The sequence below is a fragment of the Acinetobacter sp. Tol 5 genome (assembly GCF_019702905.1).
In the GTDB taxonomy this organism is placed as follows: domain Bacteria; phylum Pseudomonadota; class Gammaproteobacteria; order Pseudomonadales; family Moraxellaceae; genus Acinetobacter; species Acinetobacter bereziniae.
This window is the reverse complement of record NZ_AP024708.1, coordinates 4,607,105-4,623,818: the sequence shown is the minus strand read 5'-3', so window position 1 is coordinate 4,623,818 and position 16,714 is coordinate 4,607,105. Positions and strand designations below refer to the sequence as shown.

The window sequence follows — 16,714 nt, the reverse complement described above, 5'->3', positions numbered from 1 at the left end:
TCTCAAAAACTTTACTTTGGCACAAAGTCAGTTTTTAATTTTCTAGCCTATCAATTTGGCATTTAAATTAGTATATTAAAATCAAATGTTTAATATTTTTTTAAAAATCTCAAGAAATATTTTACAGAAAAAAAAACTTTTGTGAAGATAAGATATTATTGATATTATCCAAACGCTTTAAAAAACTTTTTTTATCAATCGTTTAAAATGTTGATACGAAATTTCACTTGACTAAAAGTGTTTTTTTTAGTTTTATTTCTAAGATTTTAAACGAAGTTGCTTTAATTATATATATTTATAAAACATCAAAAGTAAATCTATTGAATAACTGAATCAAGTGAATTGAGGTTAGATTTTGAAGAATTATATCCCGTACATTTTAGTTCTTGGAGCATCATTTGCGAGCACATTTGTTAGCGCAAACGATGAGATCAAACTAAAAAGATCATGTATCAAAGACTATCCAATGGTTGAAGGCGAGACGAATCCTGAGCTTCTGGGGATTTATGCGCAATTGTGTGATAAGAAGAACAAAGACTATAAAAACAAACTGTTGGTCTCAGCTGCGGAGAAATTCCAACAGCTTGGGAAAAATGAAAAAGCGCTTCAAATCGTCAGTTATTTAGAAACATTGAATATTCAAAGCAATGAGTTGACTGATGTTAAGTTCCTTGCCGGTCTTGGTTTGGCTTCAGATGCGCTAAATAAGATGCGTACCAGTGAAATGCGTTACTTAACAGAAGCCAAAACTTATCCAGTTGCGAAAAGTTTTACTGACGCTGTTCGACAAGCAATGCCTGCAGCAGTTTTGGTTGAAAAAAATCAGGAAACTGCGCCGAGCGTAGAGCGTAGTTCTCGCCCTCAGAAAGTGAGCCGTCCTCAGAAAGTGAACCGTACTTCGCCGACACGTTCTGCACCTTCTTCATCTAAGCCTGCATCATCTAAACCCGCTGCTACTCCAGCAAAACCGAAGCCGACACCAGCAGCTAGACCGAATTTCCCAACATAATTTATTTGCTCAAATTAATGGATAAAAAAAATGTCAAAACGTGAAAGTGTACAGAAAAAATTACAGCGAATCAGACCACCACGTGTTCAGCTGACTTATGATGTTGAAGTGGGTGATGGCAAGGAAGTTAAAGAATTACCATTTGTTGTTGGTGTGCTCGGCGATTTCTCTGCTGCTTCTGAGTTAGAAAGAACCAAGTTAAAAGACAAGAAATTTATCAATGTTGACTTAGAAAACATTGATGAAGTGATGGAATCATTATCTCCACGTGCAGCCTTCCAAGTTGAAAATACTTTGACTGAAGAAGGTGGTCGCATGTCAGTTGATTTAACATTTAAGTCAATGGAAGATTTCCGCCCTGAACAAGTTGTACAGCAAGTTGAACCACTTAAAAAGTTGGTTGAAGCGCGTGAGCGTTTAACAGACTTGAGAAATAAGATTTCTAATAGTGAGCGTTTGGAAGACTTGCTTGATGAGGTTTTACAAAATACGGATCAGATTCGTAAATTAAGTGCTGAGGCGGGTCCAGAAAATGAGTAATTTACAAACCAATACTGTACAAGATACAGCTGTAGAAGAAGTAAGTTTACTTGATTCTATTGTGGAGCGTAGCCGAATTGCACGTAATGATGAAGAACATGATCGTGCGAAAAGCTTAATTAGCGAATTGGCGAAAGAAGTCATGGCAGGAACAATTACTGTTTCTGAAAACATGTCTTTGTCTATTGATAAGCGTATTGCTGAAATTGATGCACTTATTTCGACACAACTTAGCAAAATCATGCACAACGAGCAGTTTCAAAAAATTGAATCGACTTGGCGTGGTTTGTACTATTTTTGCCAAGAGTCACCGTCTAATCCGTTGATCAAAATTCGTATGTTAAACACGACGAAAAAAGAGTTGATCAAAGACTTCCAAGGTGCAACAGATTTCGATCAAAGTACATTGTTTAAAAAAGTGTATGAAGAAGAATATGGTTCATTTGGTGGCGCTCCTTATGCTACTTTGATTGGTGACTTTGAGTTCGATCGTACACCATCAGATATGTATCTGTTAGAACAAATTTCACATGTTGCAGCAGCATCACATGCACCATTCATTTCTGCTGCAAGCAGCAATATGTTAGGTCTTGAATCATTCACTGATATTGATCGTCCGCGTGATGTTTCAAAAGTGTTTGAAACAGCTGAATATGTGCAATGGCGTTCGTTCCGTGAAAGCGATGATGCGCGTTATGTTGCATTGACTATGCCACGTGTTTTAGGACGCTTGCCTTATGATCCTAAAGAGGGATGGGCAACTGAAGGCTTTAACTTCGTTGAAGAGGTTTCAGGTCAAAATCACGATGAATATTTATGGATGAATGCAGCTTATGCGTTCGGTACACGTTTGACCAATGCCTTTGACTTGCATGGTTGGTGTGCGGCTATTCGTGGTGTAGAAGGTGGTGGTATGGTCGAAGGCTTACCAGTGCATACCTTTAAAACCAATGATGGTGAAGTGGTATTTAAATGCCCAACAGAAATTGCTATCACTGATCGTCGTGAAAAAGAATTAAGTGATTTGGGCTTTATTCCACTGGTGCATTGTAAGAATACAGACTATGCAGCATTCTTTGGTGCACAGTCTACGCAGAAGCCGAAAAAATATGACAGTGATACTGCGAATGCAAACTCATCACTTTCTAGCCAAATCCAATACATCATGGCAGTTTCTCGAATTGCACATTATCTAAAAGCAATGATGCGAGATAAAGTCGGAAGTTTTGCATCGGCTGGAAACGTAGAAGCATTTTTAAATGAATGGCTATCACAATATGTATTGCTTGATGATGGCGCGTCTCAAGAAGCAAAAGCACAGTATCCACTGCGTGAAGCTTCTGTAAAAGTTGTAGAGAATCCTGCAGAGCCAGGGCACTACAAGTCTGTGGTCTTTTTAAGACCGCATTTCCAGCTAGATGAGTTGTCAGTTTCTCTGCGACTTGTCACTGAGTTACCTCAGTCCTCGAATTAAAATAGAGCGTGGCTAAATAATAACTTTAAAAAATAAGGGTAAATCCAATGAAAGACATATACGTTCAATTTCAAGGCAAGTACAAAGTTGATGGTGAGTCACGTGATTCTGAGCACAAGAACTGGCTAGAAGTTAATTCTTGGTCTCACAACATCCGTCAACCAAAATCTGCTACTTCTTCAAGCGTTGGTGGTCATACTGCTGAACGTGTAGAACATTCAGACATGCTTTTCGTTAAAGATTTGGATGCGACTAGTCCAAAACTTTGGGAAGCTTGTTCTGCTGGTTATACTTTTGACGAAGTTCAAATTGATTTTTACCGTGCAAACGGTGACAAACGTATCAAGTACCTCCAAATCAAATTGAAGCATGTTCTTGTTTCAAGTGTAACACCTACTGTAAATGAAGAAGGTGTTCCAACTGAAGCATTTGGTTTGAAATATGCTGCAGTTGAGTGGACTTATAATCAACAAGATATTAACGGTTCTGCTAAAGGTGCCGTTACTAAGAAATGGTCTCTTTCTAACAATACAGCATCTTACGCTGCTTAATTGTTGGTCGAGACAGATAGGGACTGCACAGTCCCTATCTGTTTCATATCATTAGAATATCAGTTATGAACTTAGATCAACTTTATCCCTATGGGTTTCGGTCTACACTCTTTGATCGTTTGATTGTTGAAGATGATTATGTAAAAGGGCTTTCCATACATGAGCTAAGAGAGTCTGTTGCTCATGATTTGGAAGATTTGTTAAATACCCGAATCGCTAAACTAGATGTGGATATTGATGATTATGCTTTAGCCAAAAAATCGATTGTACAGTTTGGAATTATTGATTTTGTCGGGCTTTCAACTGCAAATCCCACAGATCGAGATGTTATTTGCCAGTCCATTGAGCAGTCGATCGCTGCACATGAACCACGATTAAAACAGATTAAAGTAGAAATGCAGCTAGATGATCAGAATGTTGGTTCTTTATGCTTAAGCATTCAAGCCTATTTAAATATTCATCCGCTTTATGAACCAGTAATTTTTGATGCCTTACTCAAGCCAACAACACAGCAATATGTAATCTCTGCCAGATCTTAAAAATGTAGGTATGTCGTGATAGAAGAACTTTTACCGTATTATGAAAAGCAACTACAAGAATTTGGTCAGCAGTCACGTGCATTTGCAGATAAATATCCTAAAATTGCGCAAAGATTATCTTTAAACCAAGAACAAATTGATGATCCTCATATTGAGCGCCTGATTCAGGCTTTTTCTTTAATTGCAGCACGTATTGATAAAAAATTAGCCGATAGCTATGACATATTTACCCGCTCATTATTTGAAGTGATGTTTCCGCAGTATTTGCGACATTTTCCTGCCTGTTCCGTGGTGAGCTTTGAAGATTTAAATAAACAAAAACAATTAACAGATGTTCATATTATTCCTAAAGGAACAACTTTAAAATCAAGAAGTTTTAAGGGGGTCCAGTGCGAATTTAATACCAGCACTGAAGTGAAACTACTTCCCATTCAGCTGGAAAGTTTAAGTTTTCAAACCACGCCAAGTGCGCATATTCATTTGAATCAAAATGCGACACTTAGTTTAAAATTTGAGTTATTAAATCCATGTAAAAATTGGTTGAAAAATGAAAAGCTTCCTATTTATTTAGATGCGATTTCTAACTTTCCATTGCAAGTTTTAGATCATATTTTTCATCAGGATACCAGCTTTAGTCTGCGTATCAATAAAAAAGTTACAGCAATAAATAATCCTTTTGAAGTGATGGGATTCCGTGAAGATGAAAGTCTATTACCTATAGATCAACATACTCATCATGCCTATCGTTTGTTGATCGAATACTTTTGTTTTCCAGAAAAATTTAGTTATCTGAATTTAAATTTAGATTTTTTAAAATTATTAAAAGATGAAAATTTAACTTTTGAAATTCAAATTCATTTGAAGCTGAATTTAAACGATCAAGCCATTATTCGAAATTATTCAGAATTGAATGTGGTGAATTTTAAATTATTTACCAGCCCAGTGGTCAACCTATTTGAAAAACAGGCTGAACCGCAAAAAATCAATCATAAAAACTTAGAATACCCTCTCATCACAGATGCACACCATCCTGAATTTTATCAAGTGTATTCAATACTTGAAATGAATTTGATTCGTGAAAAAAGTAATCAGGATCAAGTGGTTTATCCAATTTTACCTTTCTTCGCAATGAGTCATTATCATGGTGAGGATATTCAGTTTTTTTATGCCTTAAATCCGACTGTTTTACAAAATCAATATGTGGAAACAGGGTATTCAATTATTTCAAAACAACTCGAGCCTCAGAGTATTAAGTCGGATTTTGTCAGTTGCAGATTACTTTGTTCAAACCGTGAATTGCCGTATGAAGCTTTAGGTCAATCGAATAATGTTTTGAATTTGAATGACAGTACAGTTGCTCGCCGTGCTTTGATATTAAAAAGACCAACTGAGCCTTATCAATTTGAAATGAATAAAAATGAACAATGGCGGATTATTTCACATCTTTCTTTAAATACGCTGGCGTTAATGAAAGGGGATGCGGTCAGTCATATCAAAGAGTTACTTGAACTTTATAACTTACCAAAATCGAAAGAAAATCATTTGATTATTGATGCGATTAAACAGATCGAATTTGAAATTACCCATAAACTTGTTGAAGCAAAACCTTTCCCGATGTTTGTACGTGGCGTTAAGGTATTGATGGATGTGGATGTTCAAGTTTTCCGTGGACATAGTCTCTATATTTTCAGTGAATTGATTAGTCATATTTTCAATTTAAAAGTACAAATGAACAGCTTTGTTGATGTTTTTGTGAGAGATTTAAATACAAAACAGGAGTTATACCAATGCGTACAGAACGTTGGTGGCAAGAAGCTTCTGTAGTTGACGAGCTTTTCAAAACCCCTACAGCTTTTGAATTTGTGCAGTCAACCCGATTATTTAGACATGCACCCACCATCACCACTTTAAAAAGTTGGTCAGATGATTTTCTTTTTGAAAGTTCACTAAATCTAAATTTCCCCAAGCATGAGATTGAATCCTTAGAACAAGTTGAGGATAAGATCCACATGACCAATTTGGTGGTAGGTTTAACGGGTATGCAGGGTGCAATGCCCTATACCTATACCAATAAAGTCAAGCAAGCACCTCGTAAACAACGTGTCGAGGTACAAAAGTTCTTAGGGCTATTTAACCATAAACTTACAGCCCAATTTGTCGATGCAAGTCTGAGTTATAACCTGCCTGTACGTTATGAAATTGAAAAAGAAAATAATTACTTAGAAATTTTACATGCGTTAAATGGATATATTCGAACACAGCATCAGCAAGATGATTTAGACGATTATTTTGCTGAGTTTTCAGGATTGATGCAGGGACAAAACAATACTGCACATGCGTTGAAAACGATGTTGACCTGTGTCTTTAATCATCCTGTTGAAGTCAAAGAATATATTACTGAGAAGTTTAAGCTAGGCGATGAGCAGAGAACCAAATTAGGGGGCAAACAACCCTTTCTTTTGGGGGTAAATACTTTTTGTGGGGAAACTATTCGACAAATAGATGGAAAAATAGAAATTCAAATTGGTCCATTAACTCATGCTCAATATTTAGAGTTTTTACCGAAGAAAAAGTTAAGTAAAAAATTAAAAAAAATACTTCAGAGTTGGTGTAGTCCAACCTTATTGGTTGATTTGCGGTTGGTGCTTGCTAAAGAAGAAGTTCAGCCTTTGCAGTTGAGTTCAACAGCACAAGTCGGTTTGGCACAAGGTGCTTTTGTGATGCCGAAGATGCAAAGTGATAATGATGAAACCTGTTATGCGCTGATTGGAGCTTCATAAATGATTAAAATAATTTTAGCAACATTGATCAGTGTCATTTTACTGGTCTCAGCAATTGTCGTATTTTATTGGCGTGATATTAAATACAATCCAAGTGGACAGGATTTTGTCATTTTCTTTGGACTAATCCCTGCTGCAATTACATTGTTGCTTGTGACACCGATGTTGCTGAAGAAGTTCTATCAAAGTCGTCAAGACAAGAAAGAGCAGCAAAAACTTGAACAAGAACAACGCTCAGAACAGCAAAATATCGTTGAAACGCCAGATGCAGAAATTGAATGGGTAAATTTAAAGGTCTATTCAACAACCAGTTTAAGTGCAATGGGTGAAAATGAAGTTCATATTGAGCAGCTGCAAGATGTGGTCAGCCCCCAACTTGATCAAGCACTCATCAATAGTTATGGTTTACCCATCTTGTCATTGCGTATACAAACACTTGAAGAACAAGAAGAAGATTCATCAAGTTTATCGGGTCGTCAGAAACGGATCACAGCCTTAATTCAGCAACAGCTTGAACAGAATACCGACATGCTTCACCAAATTGCGGAGCATTTAAAGAATTCAGCACTGTTCTATGATGCTAAACTTGCACATGAATATCGTATGCATCCTGCGTGGATTAACCCGCATCAAGAATATGAAGATGAACCTGTAGAACAACAGGTTGCAGAAGCTGTACCACAATTGAATCGCCTCAATATTCATCTTATTTTGCCTGAAAATTTATTTCACACATGGGATGAAAACTCAGGTGCAGAATTGATTCAACAGTATTTTACAGAGCTTGGCATCCTTGATCAGCAGTTTCATACTGAATATCATTACTGGGGGGAAACAACGGCATATCATGATTGGATGAAATTGCTGAAAAGAACACAATCATTAGATGCAGAAGTTTCGTTATTTATTGTGGTTGATTCTGAAATTGATCAAGAAACCATTGATGATCGAACATGGATGACAGAAAAATATATTCCTTCTGAATATATCAGTACCTGTTGTATGACCAATGAAAAGGTTGAATTGCAAAATTTACAGCCAACAAAGTATATTCGAATTGCACTAAATTCTGATCAGGCATCTAGGTCCTTAAAAGAGTTGAATTTGGTTCAAATAGAACAATTTGAACAAGAGCAACCTTTTGTTTTGGTTTTAGATGATCCTAAAGAGGTCAAGCTGTTAAAAAGATTAGAACAGAATTTTGCAGAAACACCGATTGAAGCACATCACTATCTTTATTGTAAAAGTAGTTTAGGTCATACCCAATCATTAGCCAAAGTTTTTGGTTTTATGTTGAGTCTGCACCTTAAAGATGAGTTGTATGGCTATGTTTATAGTGCTGAACATCAGCAAACCCAAGTAATTGTTGGGACTGAGTTTGCATAGAGATTACAGACAAATTTAGAAAGAAATCGAGAAAATGATACAAACAATTTTAAGCTATGCATGGCAATACATCACAAATCCAAAGCTTGTGATTGCGCTTTCAATCCTTGTTGCGATAATTTCTTCGTACAGTGTGGTACCACGTCAGTATTTCTTTATGATGCTCGCTGCCTATATCCTTGGGTTGGTGATTTACGGAATTTACTGGTTGATTCAACGCCGTAAGCATGCTGAACAAGGTGAAGCTTTGGCTGAAGCCATTGAGCAAGACAACACAGCTGAATACGGAAAACAAAAAGACAAAGAAGAATTAAACCTGATCAACCAACAGATGAAAGAATCGATCCAATTGATTCGTAAATCTAAATTGGGTGACAAAAGCGGAAACGCTGCCCTTTATGAATTACCGTGGTATATGGTGATTGGTAACCCTGCGGCGGGAAAAAGTTCAGCAATTTATCATTCTGGTTTGAAATTCCCATTCGAAGAAACCCATCAAAAAGTGGTGTCTTCAGGGCTCAGTGGTACGCGAAACTGTGATTGGTTCTTCTCTACAGAAGGTGTGTTGCTCGATACCGCAGGGCGCTATTCTGTATATTCAGAAGATCATTCAGAATGGTTAGGTTTTTTAAATATTCTGAAAAAGAATCGCTCAAAAGCACCGATCAATGGATTGATTGTGATTGTAAGTGTAGCTGAATTGGTCAGTCAAAGCCCTGAAAAATCAATTAAATTAGCGAAAAGTTTAAGAGCGCGTATCCAAGACTTAACTGAACGCTTAGAGATCTTTGCGCCAGTGTATCTGGTTTTCTCTAAAATGGATTTGATCGCAGGTTTCACCGAGTTCTTTGAATGCTATGAAGCAGCAGAATTTGATCAAGTCTGGGGTGCAACTTTACCTTATGATCCAGAATCATCACAAAATGCAGCTGAACACTTCGAGAAACATTACAACATTTTATATGATGGCTTAAAAGGTGTAAGTACAACCCATTTAAGTCGCCGTCATGCACAAAATATTTCTCCAAGTGTGATGACTTTCCCGCTTGAATTTAAGACTTTAAAACCCGTATTAAAAACTTTTATCGGGACATTGTTTGAAGAAAATCCATACCAGTTTAAACCTGTATTCCGTGGTTTCTATTTCACCAGTGCTTTACAAGAAGGTGTGATTGAAAGTCCAATGACAGAACAAATCGTTGATGATTTTCAACTGACTAAGATCCCCAACAGTGAACATGGTATTCCACAAAATTCAATCTCTCAGAATCATGGTTATTTCTTAAAGGGTTTATTCTCAGAAGTTATTCTGAAAGATAAGAATTTAGTTAAACAACATATTAATCCAAACACAAAACGTAAGCGCTACTTGGCATTTATCGCATCATTATTGGGTGTGTCGATTATTTTAGGCTTATGGGTTTGGTCTTATCGTAATAACCAGCAATTAATTGCAGATGTACAAGCAGATCTCAATAAAGTTGTTCAAATGGAACAAACCACAGGTCAAGAGCTTTCAACCCAGATTGATGCTTTACTGATTTTGCAACAACGGTTAGAGCAGCTAGATGACTTTGATCAGCATCGTCCTTTAAAATTCTCGTTTGGTTTATATCAAGGCAATGAGTTAAAAGAAAAATTAAAAGCGGAGTATTTAAAAGGGGTGAGACAGATTGTCTTAGCGCCGAGTCAGCAAAACATTGCGCAGTATTTGCAACGTGTTAAAGGCAATGAGCAAACACTCAAGCAAAATCATGTTAATGTGGAAATTAAACAAACCTCTTCTACACAGATTGCATCAGAGCCTTCAGACACAAATCCGCAAGATGCTTATAATGCATTGAAAGCTTATCTTATGATGAGTAATCCACAATATATGGATGCAAGTCATTTAAGTGATCAAGTTACCCGTTTCTGGCGTTCATGGTTAGATGCCAACCGTGGACAAATGCCGCGTGGAGAAATGATTCAAAAAGCTGAAAAAATCTTGAGCTATTCAATGACATTAGCCAATGATAAAAAGTTCCCAGTTTTAGAGTCAGATGCTCAGCTCGTCGATCAAACTCGTCAAGTATTGCTCTCAGTGGTTCGAGGAATGCCAGCACGTGATCGTGTTTATAACGAAATCAAAATGCGTGCAGCCGTACGTTACCCTGCTGTCACTGTGGCACAAATTGTGGGTGAAACCAATCGTAACGTGATGTTGGGTGGTTATGCTTTACCAGGAATATTCACCCAGAAAGCTTGGGATGAATATGTTGACAAAGCCATTGAAGACGCTGCAAACAAACCAACAGATACCAAAGATTGGGTATTGAATAGTACGCAGTCTGACGATTTAACATTTAGTGGTAGTCCAGATCAAATTCGTAAACAGCTGACGCAACTGTATAAACAAGAATATATTGCAGAATGGAAAAAGTTTATTAACGCTACCCATTATGCAAAAGGTCCTGATTTTGTTCAGCAAGCGAAGATCATGGATGTGTTGGGTGAACCACAAAACTCTCCAATCCGAACTTATATTGATCGTGTCGCGAAAGAAACCAGCTGGGATAACCCTGTGGTTCAAGCAGAGCTTGCCGCACCACAAACAGGTTTTGTTGCTTGGTTCAAACGTAAAGTACTCGGTCAGGGTAAATCGGATGAGATCCAACGCGCGTCTAATCAGGCACAAGGACAAATTTCTCAACAGTTCCAAGTGTTCTATCAATTGGTACGTAAGCGTGATGATTTACAAGACAAATCATTGCTCGACGACTATTTACAGAACATGGCTCAAGTGAGAAGTAAACTGAATGACCTTCGTAGCGCGGGTGATTTTGGTCCAAGTGCTTTGGCTTTAGCGAAACAAACAATCAATGATCAAAGTTCAGTCTTTAATGCGACCCAAAAAGTTGTCGATGAAAAACTCACAGTAGGCTTGGGCGAGCTAGATCAGCAAATGGTTCAAAAGCTTTTGGTTAGCCCACTGACACAATCGTTCGATAGCTTATTGACCCCAGCACAAGATGAGATCAACAAACTTTGGACCTTACAAGCGTACCAACCATTTAGTCAAACACTTTCGCAAAAAGTTCCGTTTAATTCATCAGGAACAATTCAAGCGACCAGTAATGAAATTAGCCAAATTTTTGGTGACAACGGAAGTATTTCCAAGTTTGTTAAAGAGACGCTAGACCCATTCGTGATTCGTCGTGGTTATACCTTATCTTCAAAAACTTGGAAGAATATGGGTGTGGGGCTGAACCCAGAATTTGTGATGAATTTTGAGCAATATACTACACCGATCAATGGTGCATCAGCTGGTGCGGCAGGCGGTGGTGCCCCAGCAGCCAACCAATCAAACTTCCAGTTCTATCCAATTCCAAATAACAAATTGTTGTCTTATAGCATTGATATTGATGGACAGCGTTTAGTTTATGAAAATGGTATTCAACAATGGGTGAACTTTATGTGGCCAAATCCTGGAGCAATTCCGGGTGCGCGCATCACAGCAATTGATTTAGATGGTCAAACTCATACGATCTTTGAGGAACCAGGCGAGTATGGTATCAACAAATTAATTGACAGTGCACAACGTAAGCCACTCAATGGTAGTTTTGAAATGACATGGACAAGCAAACAAAACAGTGATTTGTTTGTGAAACTTCAGTTCCGTTTGATTAGTGGTAATGCTTCTAACCCAATTGGTTCAAATCGTGGTTATGTGGGCTTAAAACTGGTAGATCGAGTCACTAGCCCTAAAGCGGCATTGGTGGTTGCAGCACAGCAAGCACCTGCAACAGCGTCTAATCCACAAGCTTCATCGCCATTTGGTGGTGGCGCAGCATCATCGGCAGCAGCGCCTAAACCGCAGGCGCCTGCAGCACCGCAGCCTGCAACAAATGGGGGAGCTCAATGATCATAGGGAACGATTTAGTGCGAGGGATGAAAGTATGCAAACATTAAAGTCTACACCATTGTATTATGGAAAATGCCCTGCGCGCGGTGACTTTTTAAAAACCAAAGGACAATATGCATTGATCCAAGTGATTGATCAATGGATTACTGAAGCATTAGAAATGGCGATGCGGGAAGAAAATTTTAATGAAGCCTATCAATCTTTAGCACCATTAGATTTCTTTATTGCCAATCCGAAAGAAAAAATGTTTCTTGCCGCCAATATGGTGACCAGTGAAGACAGTTCAGGGCGCCAGTTTCCAATGGTTTTGAGCCAATTATTGGAAATTGAAAATCCTTTTCAAAACTTATTGTATGCGCCGTTTAAATATAAACCTGTACTGATTGATCTTTTTCAAAAGAATCGCATGTTTAGAACCATAACTGATCCTGAGTTATTGGTGAATAAACTCGGTTTGATTGATCGCGAGGTTCAGGTACTGTCTGAGCTAAAAACACAAGACTTCTTCGAACATCATACAATGCATTCATTTGCGCAAATGATGAAGATCACGCCTTATGAATTGGCGCAAAGTATGCTGGGCTTGGGTTTATTGCTGCAACCTGTACTGAAACATGGTACCAGTAAATTATCAAAAGTATTAATTTTACCCATCAATAACCAAAGTTATTGCTATGAAATTGCTGCATTTTGGGTCAATTTAATTGGACGTTTCTTGGAAAAAAACAATACAGAGATTTTGATCGGTATTTTGCACCAAGAGTCACCGATTTTATTGTTTGGATTCCAAGGTGCTGACATTACTGCATTAAGTAATATTTTTACTCAAAATATGCAAAATGATCATTGGGTGTCTTTGGTACAACCATTATGGATTGATGCTTATCTTGAACAGAATGCAGGTCTTGCAGCGCTTGAGCAATCGCTCTGCCAGCGTCAATTAAGTTTAACGCAAGGTATGAAAATTTTTCGGCAAACCTTTATAGATGAATAATGATATGAAGAATCAAAAAGTAAAAATATTGAAAAAATTTGCGATTATTTCGAGCTTATTTTATTCACTACAGGTATTTGCTGCACCGATCGTGGTTGAGGGTGTTGTACCCAATGATATGACCAAACAAGCGATTTTAGCCAAGTTAAAAGCGGTATATGGTAATGATCAGGTGGTTGATAAAATTCAAATCCGTCCTGTATCCGCGCCGAATGGCTGGAGCGATTCAGTGACCCGAGTCATCACGCCGGATCTAAAAAAAATTAGCCAAGGTAAGCTTTCGGTACGAGGTACGCAAGTTGAACTGATGGGGAAAATGGGTGTTCAAACTGATATTCAACCTACCACCACATTATTTCAGTCATTGGTTCAACCGCCTTACCGACTCAATGCACAAATTACCGTGAATGCTGCGGAGCAATCGGTTATTGATAATGCCTTAAAAAATCGAATTATTGAATTTGAATCTGGTAAAGCAGTTTTGACTCCAGCAGGTACACAAATCTTAGACGAGATGGTGGTTGCATTAAATAAGGTTCAGGGTAAGAATGTTAAGATTGTTGGGCATACTGATAGTCAGGGTGATCCACAAAAAAACCAAGCATTAAGCTTGCAACGTGCTGAAGCTGTAAAACAATATTTAACCACTAAAGGTATTGCACCAACTCGCCTAAGTACTGCAGGATTAGGTTCGACTAAACCTGTTGCTGACAATGCAACGGATGAGGGGCGTAGAAAGAACCGCCGTATTGAGTTTGATGTTTTATAAAATGCTTTCTGAATAACAAAACAATAAAAGGTAAAAATTATGGCACTTCCATATATTACATTAGGATCTCCAACCACAGGTGGTGGAAAAATCATTTCTGCCCAATCATCTTTTTTGATTGATGGAAAGGCAATTGCCTGTGTCGGAGACAAAGCAACATGCCCTAAGCATAAGTGTGTAGCTACGATTGTGGCAGGTGATAATCATATGCTGGTGATGGGCAAGGCTGCGGCACAACACAATTCACCTTTATCATGTGGTTGTAAATGTATTGGTGATCAATCATTAACAGTTGGGCAGAATTAACGATTCTTCAGGGATAAAAAAAGCCCCATCATCCTGACGGGGCTTTTTCGTATTGGTTCGTTAGGTAAACTCCTGTTCTACCTCACTTCCTGATGCTCAGACCGATTATTGTTGTTTTGTGTCTGGGAAACTTCCTGTTCCCTATGACTCTAGAATAGATAAATTCTTTAGATCGTCCAAGTCGTAAAATCAAACAATCATTGTAAGCTAAAGCGTACATTAATCACTTTAAACATTGGCATATTGAATCAATTTATTGACTACAGATTTTACAGCTTTCTGATCAAATTCATTACCTTCAAAAATTTCAGCTTTACCACGTTGACCAATATCACGAATTTCGATGACAGCATTGGAGTCGACCATACCAATAAAGGCACATACCTGTTTAATTTGATCAATAGAACGAGAGCCGTTGGTTCCACCATAACTCACAAACGCTGCAGGTTTGCTTTGCCATTCCTTATATACATAGTCAATTGCATTTTTCAGTACAGGGCTGTATCCATGATTATATTCTGGGGTAATGAAAATGAAGGCATCTCCCGAAGCGACTTTTTTTGCCCATTCCTGCTGCTTAGGTTGGTCATAAATACCAGATGCAGGTGAGTTTTTCCCTGCAAAGAAAGGCAAATCCCATTCTTTTAAATCTACGATTTCAACATTTAAAGTATTAAATTCAAGTTTGTTAATTTCTTTGTGTAGCCATTCTGCAACTTTGATTGCAACACGACCTTCTCGAATACTGCCCACAATGATTTGGATATTCATTTATTGTCATCTCTATTTATGTATTTCATCATTATGAACAATCAAAATGTAGAGTATCGTAGTGATTTGTATATGATTTTAAATTGAATGTGGTGGGCAGATTGTTTTAAAAAAGAATTAAATTGATCTAGAATAAAATTTCAATTTTAATAAGTAAAATTTTAATTTTGAACAGTGATGAAAGATAATTTAGCATTAATCATGGCTTTACCCAATGAATCTAAAGGTTTGTTTGAACAAGCAGGAATTCCCATTCACTATAGTGGAATTGGCAAAATCAATGCAGCATTCACAGCTTATGATGTCATTCAAAAAACAGGTTGTAAAACCATATTGAACCTCGGAAGTGCAGGAAGCTCAACTTTTAATGCCCATGAATTGATCGAAGTAAAAACCTTTGTACAGCGAGATATGGATGTTTCTCCACTCGGCTTTGAAGTGGGTGTGACGCCAATGGATCAGCATTTTCCTCAAGAAATTCATTTAGACTGTTATTTTCCTCATTTATCAAAAGGCATTTGTGGTACAGGGGATAGTTTTGAAACAGGGCAGCCAAAGGTCAATTGTAATTTAGTTGATATGGAAGGTTATGCATTGGCGAAAGTATGTAAAAAGCTCAACGTGCGATTAATTTCCGTGAAGTATATTACCGATGGTGCCAACGATACTGCGCATTTAGATTGGGAAGAAAATTTATTATTAGGCGCACAGAAATTATTAAAACTTTATCAGTCTTTAGATTAGAAAAACAACAAATTGAATATCTTTAGAATTTCAATTTAAGTTCAGGCGACCATAGGGAACTATGGTCGTTTGCCAAAATAACCAATATTGTTATATTGGATGATTAATTACGCGGTAAAACACCATATAAAGTCATGTGAATCGTATGTTCGATTGCACGTTGACACATACTTTTATTGCGTAAAGTTTTACCTGTAACCATTTCGATTTGAGTACTGAAATCAGCATAGTTTTGAGTCAATGCCCAAATATTGATAATCAGTAATTCAGCATCAATCTGATCTGAGATTTTACCTTGAGTTTGCCAATTCAAAATGACCTTCGCTTTGCGTTTAAATAACTTTTTAAGCGGACCTTTGAGGATGGATAAAATATGTGGCGCACCTTGAATTACTTCTAAGGCAAAAAGCTTAGAGGCTTTGGGCTGAGTTCTTGAGATTTCGATCTTTGTCATAATGTAATGTGACAAAGCCTCAGCTGGTTCCAATTCCGATTCAAGCGATTGTAATGGTGCTAACCATTTCTGCATCACGGTAGTCAGGACTTCAACGTATAAAGCTTCTTTATTTTCATAGTAATAGAAAATATTCGACTTATGCATATCTGCTAACTGCGCAATTTCGTCTAGGCTTGCACCGTTGAAACCATAGACAGAAAACACATCAAGTGCAGCACTAAGTAACTGCTGCCGTTTTTGAGCACTCTTTTTTTGTTCCATCGCATCTTTAAATCAAATAAATGATTATTAAATTGTACGGTAAAATGTTTGATTTGTGCACAGAAAGCAACATTATTTTGGTATATTTCTGATAAATAATTATGAAGTTTTATTATTAAATCAATCGTAATTCACTATTATCTAAAATTGCACTAAACTAGAGCAAAATTAATATAAAAATTATGTCAGTTATGGCTTATTATTTAAATTTTGTGACATTTTTTAGTAT

15 protein-coding genes are annotated in these 16,714 nt (G+C 37.4%); 13 read left to right on the top strand and 2 right to left on the bottom strand.

Features of this window, described 5'->3' with window-relative positions; translation table 11 throughout:
- Positions 1–466: 466 nt before the first annotated feature.
- From TOL5_RS21435 to TOL5_RS21380, 12 genes are all read left to right on the top strand, one after another.
- Positions 467–1,009 carry a hypothetical protein gene (locus TOL5_RS21435; protein ID WP_227543952.1) on the top strand — a complete coding sequence of 181 codons (543 nt, stop codon included), beginning with the start codon at positions 467–469 and terminating at the stop codon, positions 1,007–1,009.
- Between the two features lie 30 nt (positions 1,010–1,039).
- Complete coding sequence (gene tssB / locus TOL5_RS21430; protein ID WP_004832255.1) at positions 1,040–1,549, top strand: type VI secretion system contractile sheath small subunit; 510 nt, start codon at positions 1,040–1,042, stop codon at positions 1,547–1,549.
- Positions 1,542–3,023 carry a type VI secretion system contractile sheath large subunit gene (gene tssC / locus TOL5_RS21425; protein WP_004832253.1) on the top strand — a complete coding sequence of 494 codons (1,482 nt, stop codon included), beginning with the start codon at positions 1,542–1,544 and terminating at the stop codon, positions 3,021–3,023. The genes tssB and tssC overlap by 8 nt, the downstream gene beginning before the upstream one ends.
- Before the next feature lie 47 nt (positions 3,024–3,070).
- Positions 3,071–3,574 carry an Hcp family type VI secretion system effector gene (locus tag TOL5_RS21420; RefSeq protein ID WP_004723558.1) on the top strand — a complete coding sequence of 168 codons (504 nt, stop codon included), beginning with the start codon at positions 3,071–3,073 and terminating at the stop codon, positions 3,572–3,574.
- 65 nt (positions 3,575–3,639) lie between these two features.
- Positions 3,640–4,113: a type VI secretion system baseplate subunit TssE gene (tssE, locus tag TOL5_RS21415; protein ID WP_004832251.1), complete on the top strand. Its 474-nt coding sequence runs from the start codon at positions 3,640–3,642 to the stop codon at positions 4,111–4,113.
- A 15-nt stretch (positions 4,114–4,128) separates the two neighbouring features.
- The gene (tssF, locus tag TOL5_RS21410) at positions 4,129–5,937 is read left to right on the top strand and encodes a type VI secretion system baseplate subunit TssF (protein ID WP_121773961.1); all 1,809 of its coding nucleotides are present in this window, start codon (positions 4,129–4,131) and stop codon (positions 5,935–5,937) included.
- Positions 5,901–6,893, top strand: coding sequence for a type VI secretion system baseplate subunit TssG (gene tssG / locus TOL5_RS21405; RefSeq protein WP_004832247.1), 993 nt, complete (start codon positions 5,901–5,903; stop codon positions 6,891–6,893). The genes tssF and tssG overlap by 37 nt, the downstream gene beginning before the upstream one ends.
- On the top strand, positions 6,894–8,279 hold the full coding sequence (locus TOL5_RS21400; RefSeq protein WP_121773960.1) for a hypothetical protein: 1,386 nt from the start codon (positions 6,894–6,896) through the stop codon (positions 8,277–8,279).
- Positions 8,280–8,313: 34 nt separating this feature from the next.
- Complete coding sequence (tssM, locus tag TOL5_RS21395; protein WP_009584318.1) at positions 8,314–12,183, top strand: type VI secretion system membrane subunit TssM; 3,870 nt, start codon at positions 8,314–8,316, stop codon at positions 12,181–12,183.
- A gap of 34 nt (positions 12,184–12,217) precedes the next feature.
- On the top strand, positions 12,218–13,177 hold the full coding sequence (gene tagF, locus TOL5_RS21390) for a type VI secretion system-associated protein TagF (RefSeq protein ID WP_004832239.1): 960 nt from the start codon (positions 12,218–12,220) through the stop codon (positions 13,175–13,177).
- Positions 13,178–13,181: 4 nt separating this feature from the next.
- Positions 13,182–13,946: an OmpA family protein gene (locus tag TOL5_RS21385; protein WP_009584266.1), complete on the top strand. Its 765-nt coding sequence runs from the start codon at positions 13,182–13,184 to the stop codon at positions 13,944–13,946.
- Between the two features lie 39 nt (positions 13,947–13,985).
- Positions 13,986–14,252, top strand: coding sequence for a PAAR domain-containing protein (locus TOL5_RS21380; protein WP_004832234.1), 267 nt, complete (start codon positions 13,986–13,988; stop codon positions 14,250–14,252).
- 228 nt (positions 14,253–14,480) lie between these two features.
- On the opposite strand, the gene TOL5_RS21375 is transcribed toward TOL5_RS21380, so the two are convergent.
- Entirely contained in the window at positions 14,481–15,023 is a 543-nt protein-coding gene (locus tag TOL5_RS21375) for an NADPH-dependent FMN reductase (protein ID WP_009584269.1), read from the bottom strand.
- Between the two features lie 177 nt (positions 15,024–15,200).
- Here TOL5_RS21375 and TOL5_RS21370 point away from each other — a divergent pair, with 177 nt between their 5' ends.
- Positions 15,201–15,767 (top strand): 5'-nucleosidase, encoded by a 567-nt coding sequence (locus TOL5_RS21370; RefSeq protein WP_005034771.1) that lies wholly within the window; start codon positions 15,201–15,203, stop codon positions 15,765–15,767.
- Positions 15,768–15,870: 103 nt separating this feature from the next.
- Here TOL5_RS21370 and TOL5_RS21365 read toward each other — a convergent pair whose 3' ends face one another.
- A complete protein-coding gene (locus TOL5_RS21365) occupies positions 15,871–16,485 on the bottom strand; it encodes a TetR/AcrR family transcriptional regulator (protein WP_004832227.1) in 615 nt (204 codons plus the stop codon).
- Positions 16,486–16,714 lie beyond the last annotated feature (229 nt).

Excerpts from the sequence above, each read along its gene's own strand:
- TOL5_RS21435 (WP_227543952.1), top strand. The coding sequence starts at position 467 with ATGGTTGAAGGCGAGACGAATCCTGAGCTTCTGGGGATTTATGCGCAA.
- TOL5_RS21370 (WP_005034771.1), top strand. The coding sequence starts at position 15,201 with ATGAAAGATAATTTAGCATTAATCATGGCTTTACCCAATGAATCTAAA.
- tssG (WP_004832247.1), top strand. The coding sequence starts at position 5,901 with ATGCGTACAGAACGTTGGTGGCAAGAAGCTTCTGTAGTTGACGAGCTT.
- TOL5_RS21400 (WP_121773960.1), top strand. The coding sequence starts at position 6,894 with ATGATTAAAATAATTTTAGCAACATTGATCAGTGTCATTTTACTGGTC.
- tssE (WP_004832251.1), top strand. The coding sequence starts at position 3,640 with ATGAACTTAGATCAACTTTATCCCTATGGGTTTCGGTCTACACTCTTT.
- tssC (WP_004832253.1), top strand. The coding sequence starts at position 1,542 with ATGAGTAATTTACAAACCAATACTGTACAAGATACAGCTGTAGAAGAA.
- TOL5_RS21420 (WP_004723558.1), top strand. The coding sequence starts at position 3,071 with ATGAAAGACATATACGTTCAATTTCAAGGCAAGTACAAAGTTGATGGT.
- tssM (WP_009584318.1), top strand. The coding sequence starts at position 8,314 with ATGATACAAACAATTTTAAGCTATGCATGGCAATACATCACAAATCCA.
- tagF (WP_004832239.1), top strand. The coding sequence starts at position 12,218 with ATGCAAACATTAAAGTCTACACCATTGTATTATGGAAAATGCCCTGCG.
- TOL5_RS21365 (WP_004832227.1), bottom strand. The coding sequence starts at position 16,485 with ATGGAACAAAAAAAGAGTGCTCAAAAACGGCAGCAGTTACTTAGTGCT.
- TOL5_RS21380 (WP_004832234.1), top strand. The coding sequence starts at position 13,986 with ATGGCACTTCCATATATTACATTAGGATCTCCAACCACAGGTGGTGGA.
- TOL5_RS21385 (WP_009584266.1), top strand. The coding sequence starts at position 13,182 with ATGAAGAATCAAAAAGTAAAAATATTGAAAAAATTTGCGATTATTTCG.
- tssB (WP_004832255.1), top strand. The coding sequence starts at position 1,040 with ATGTCAAAACGTGAAAGTGTACAGAAAAAATTACAGCGAATCAGACCA.
- TOL5_RS21375 (WP_009584269.1), bottom strand. The coding sequence starts at position 15,023 with ATGAATATCCAAATCATTGTGGGCAGTATTCGAGAAGGTCGTGTTGCA.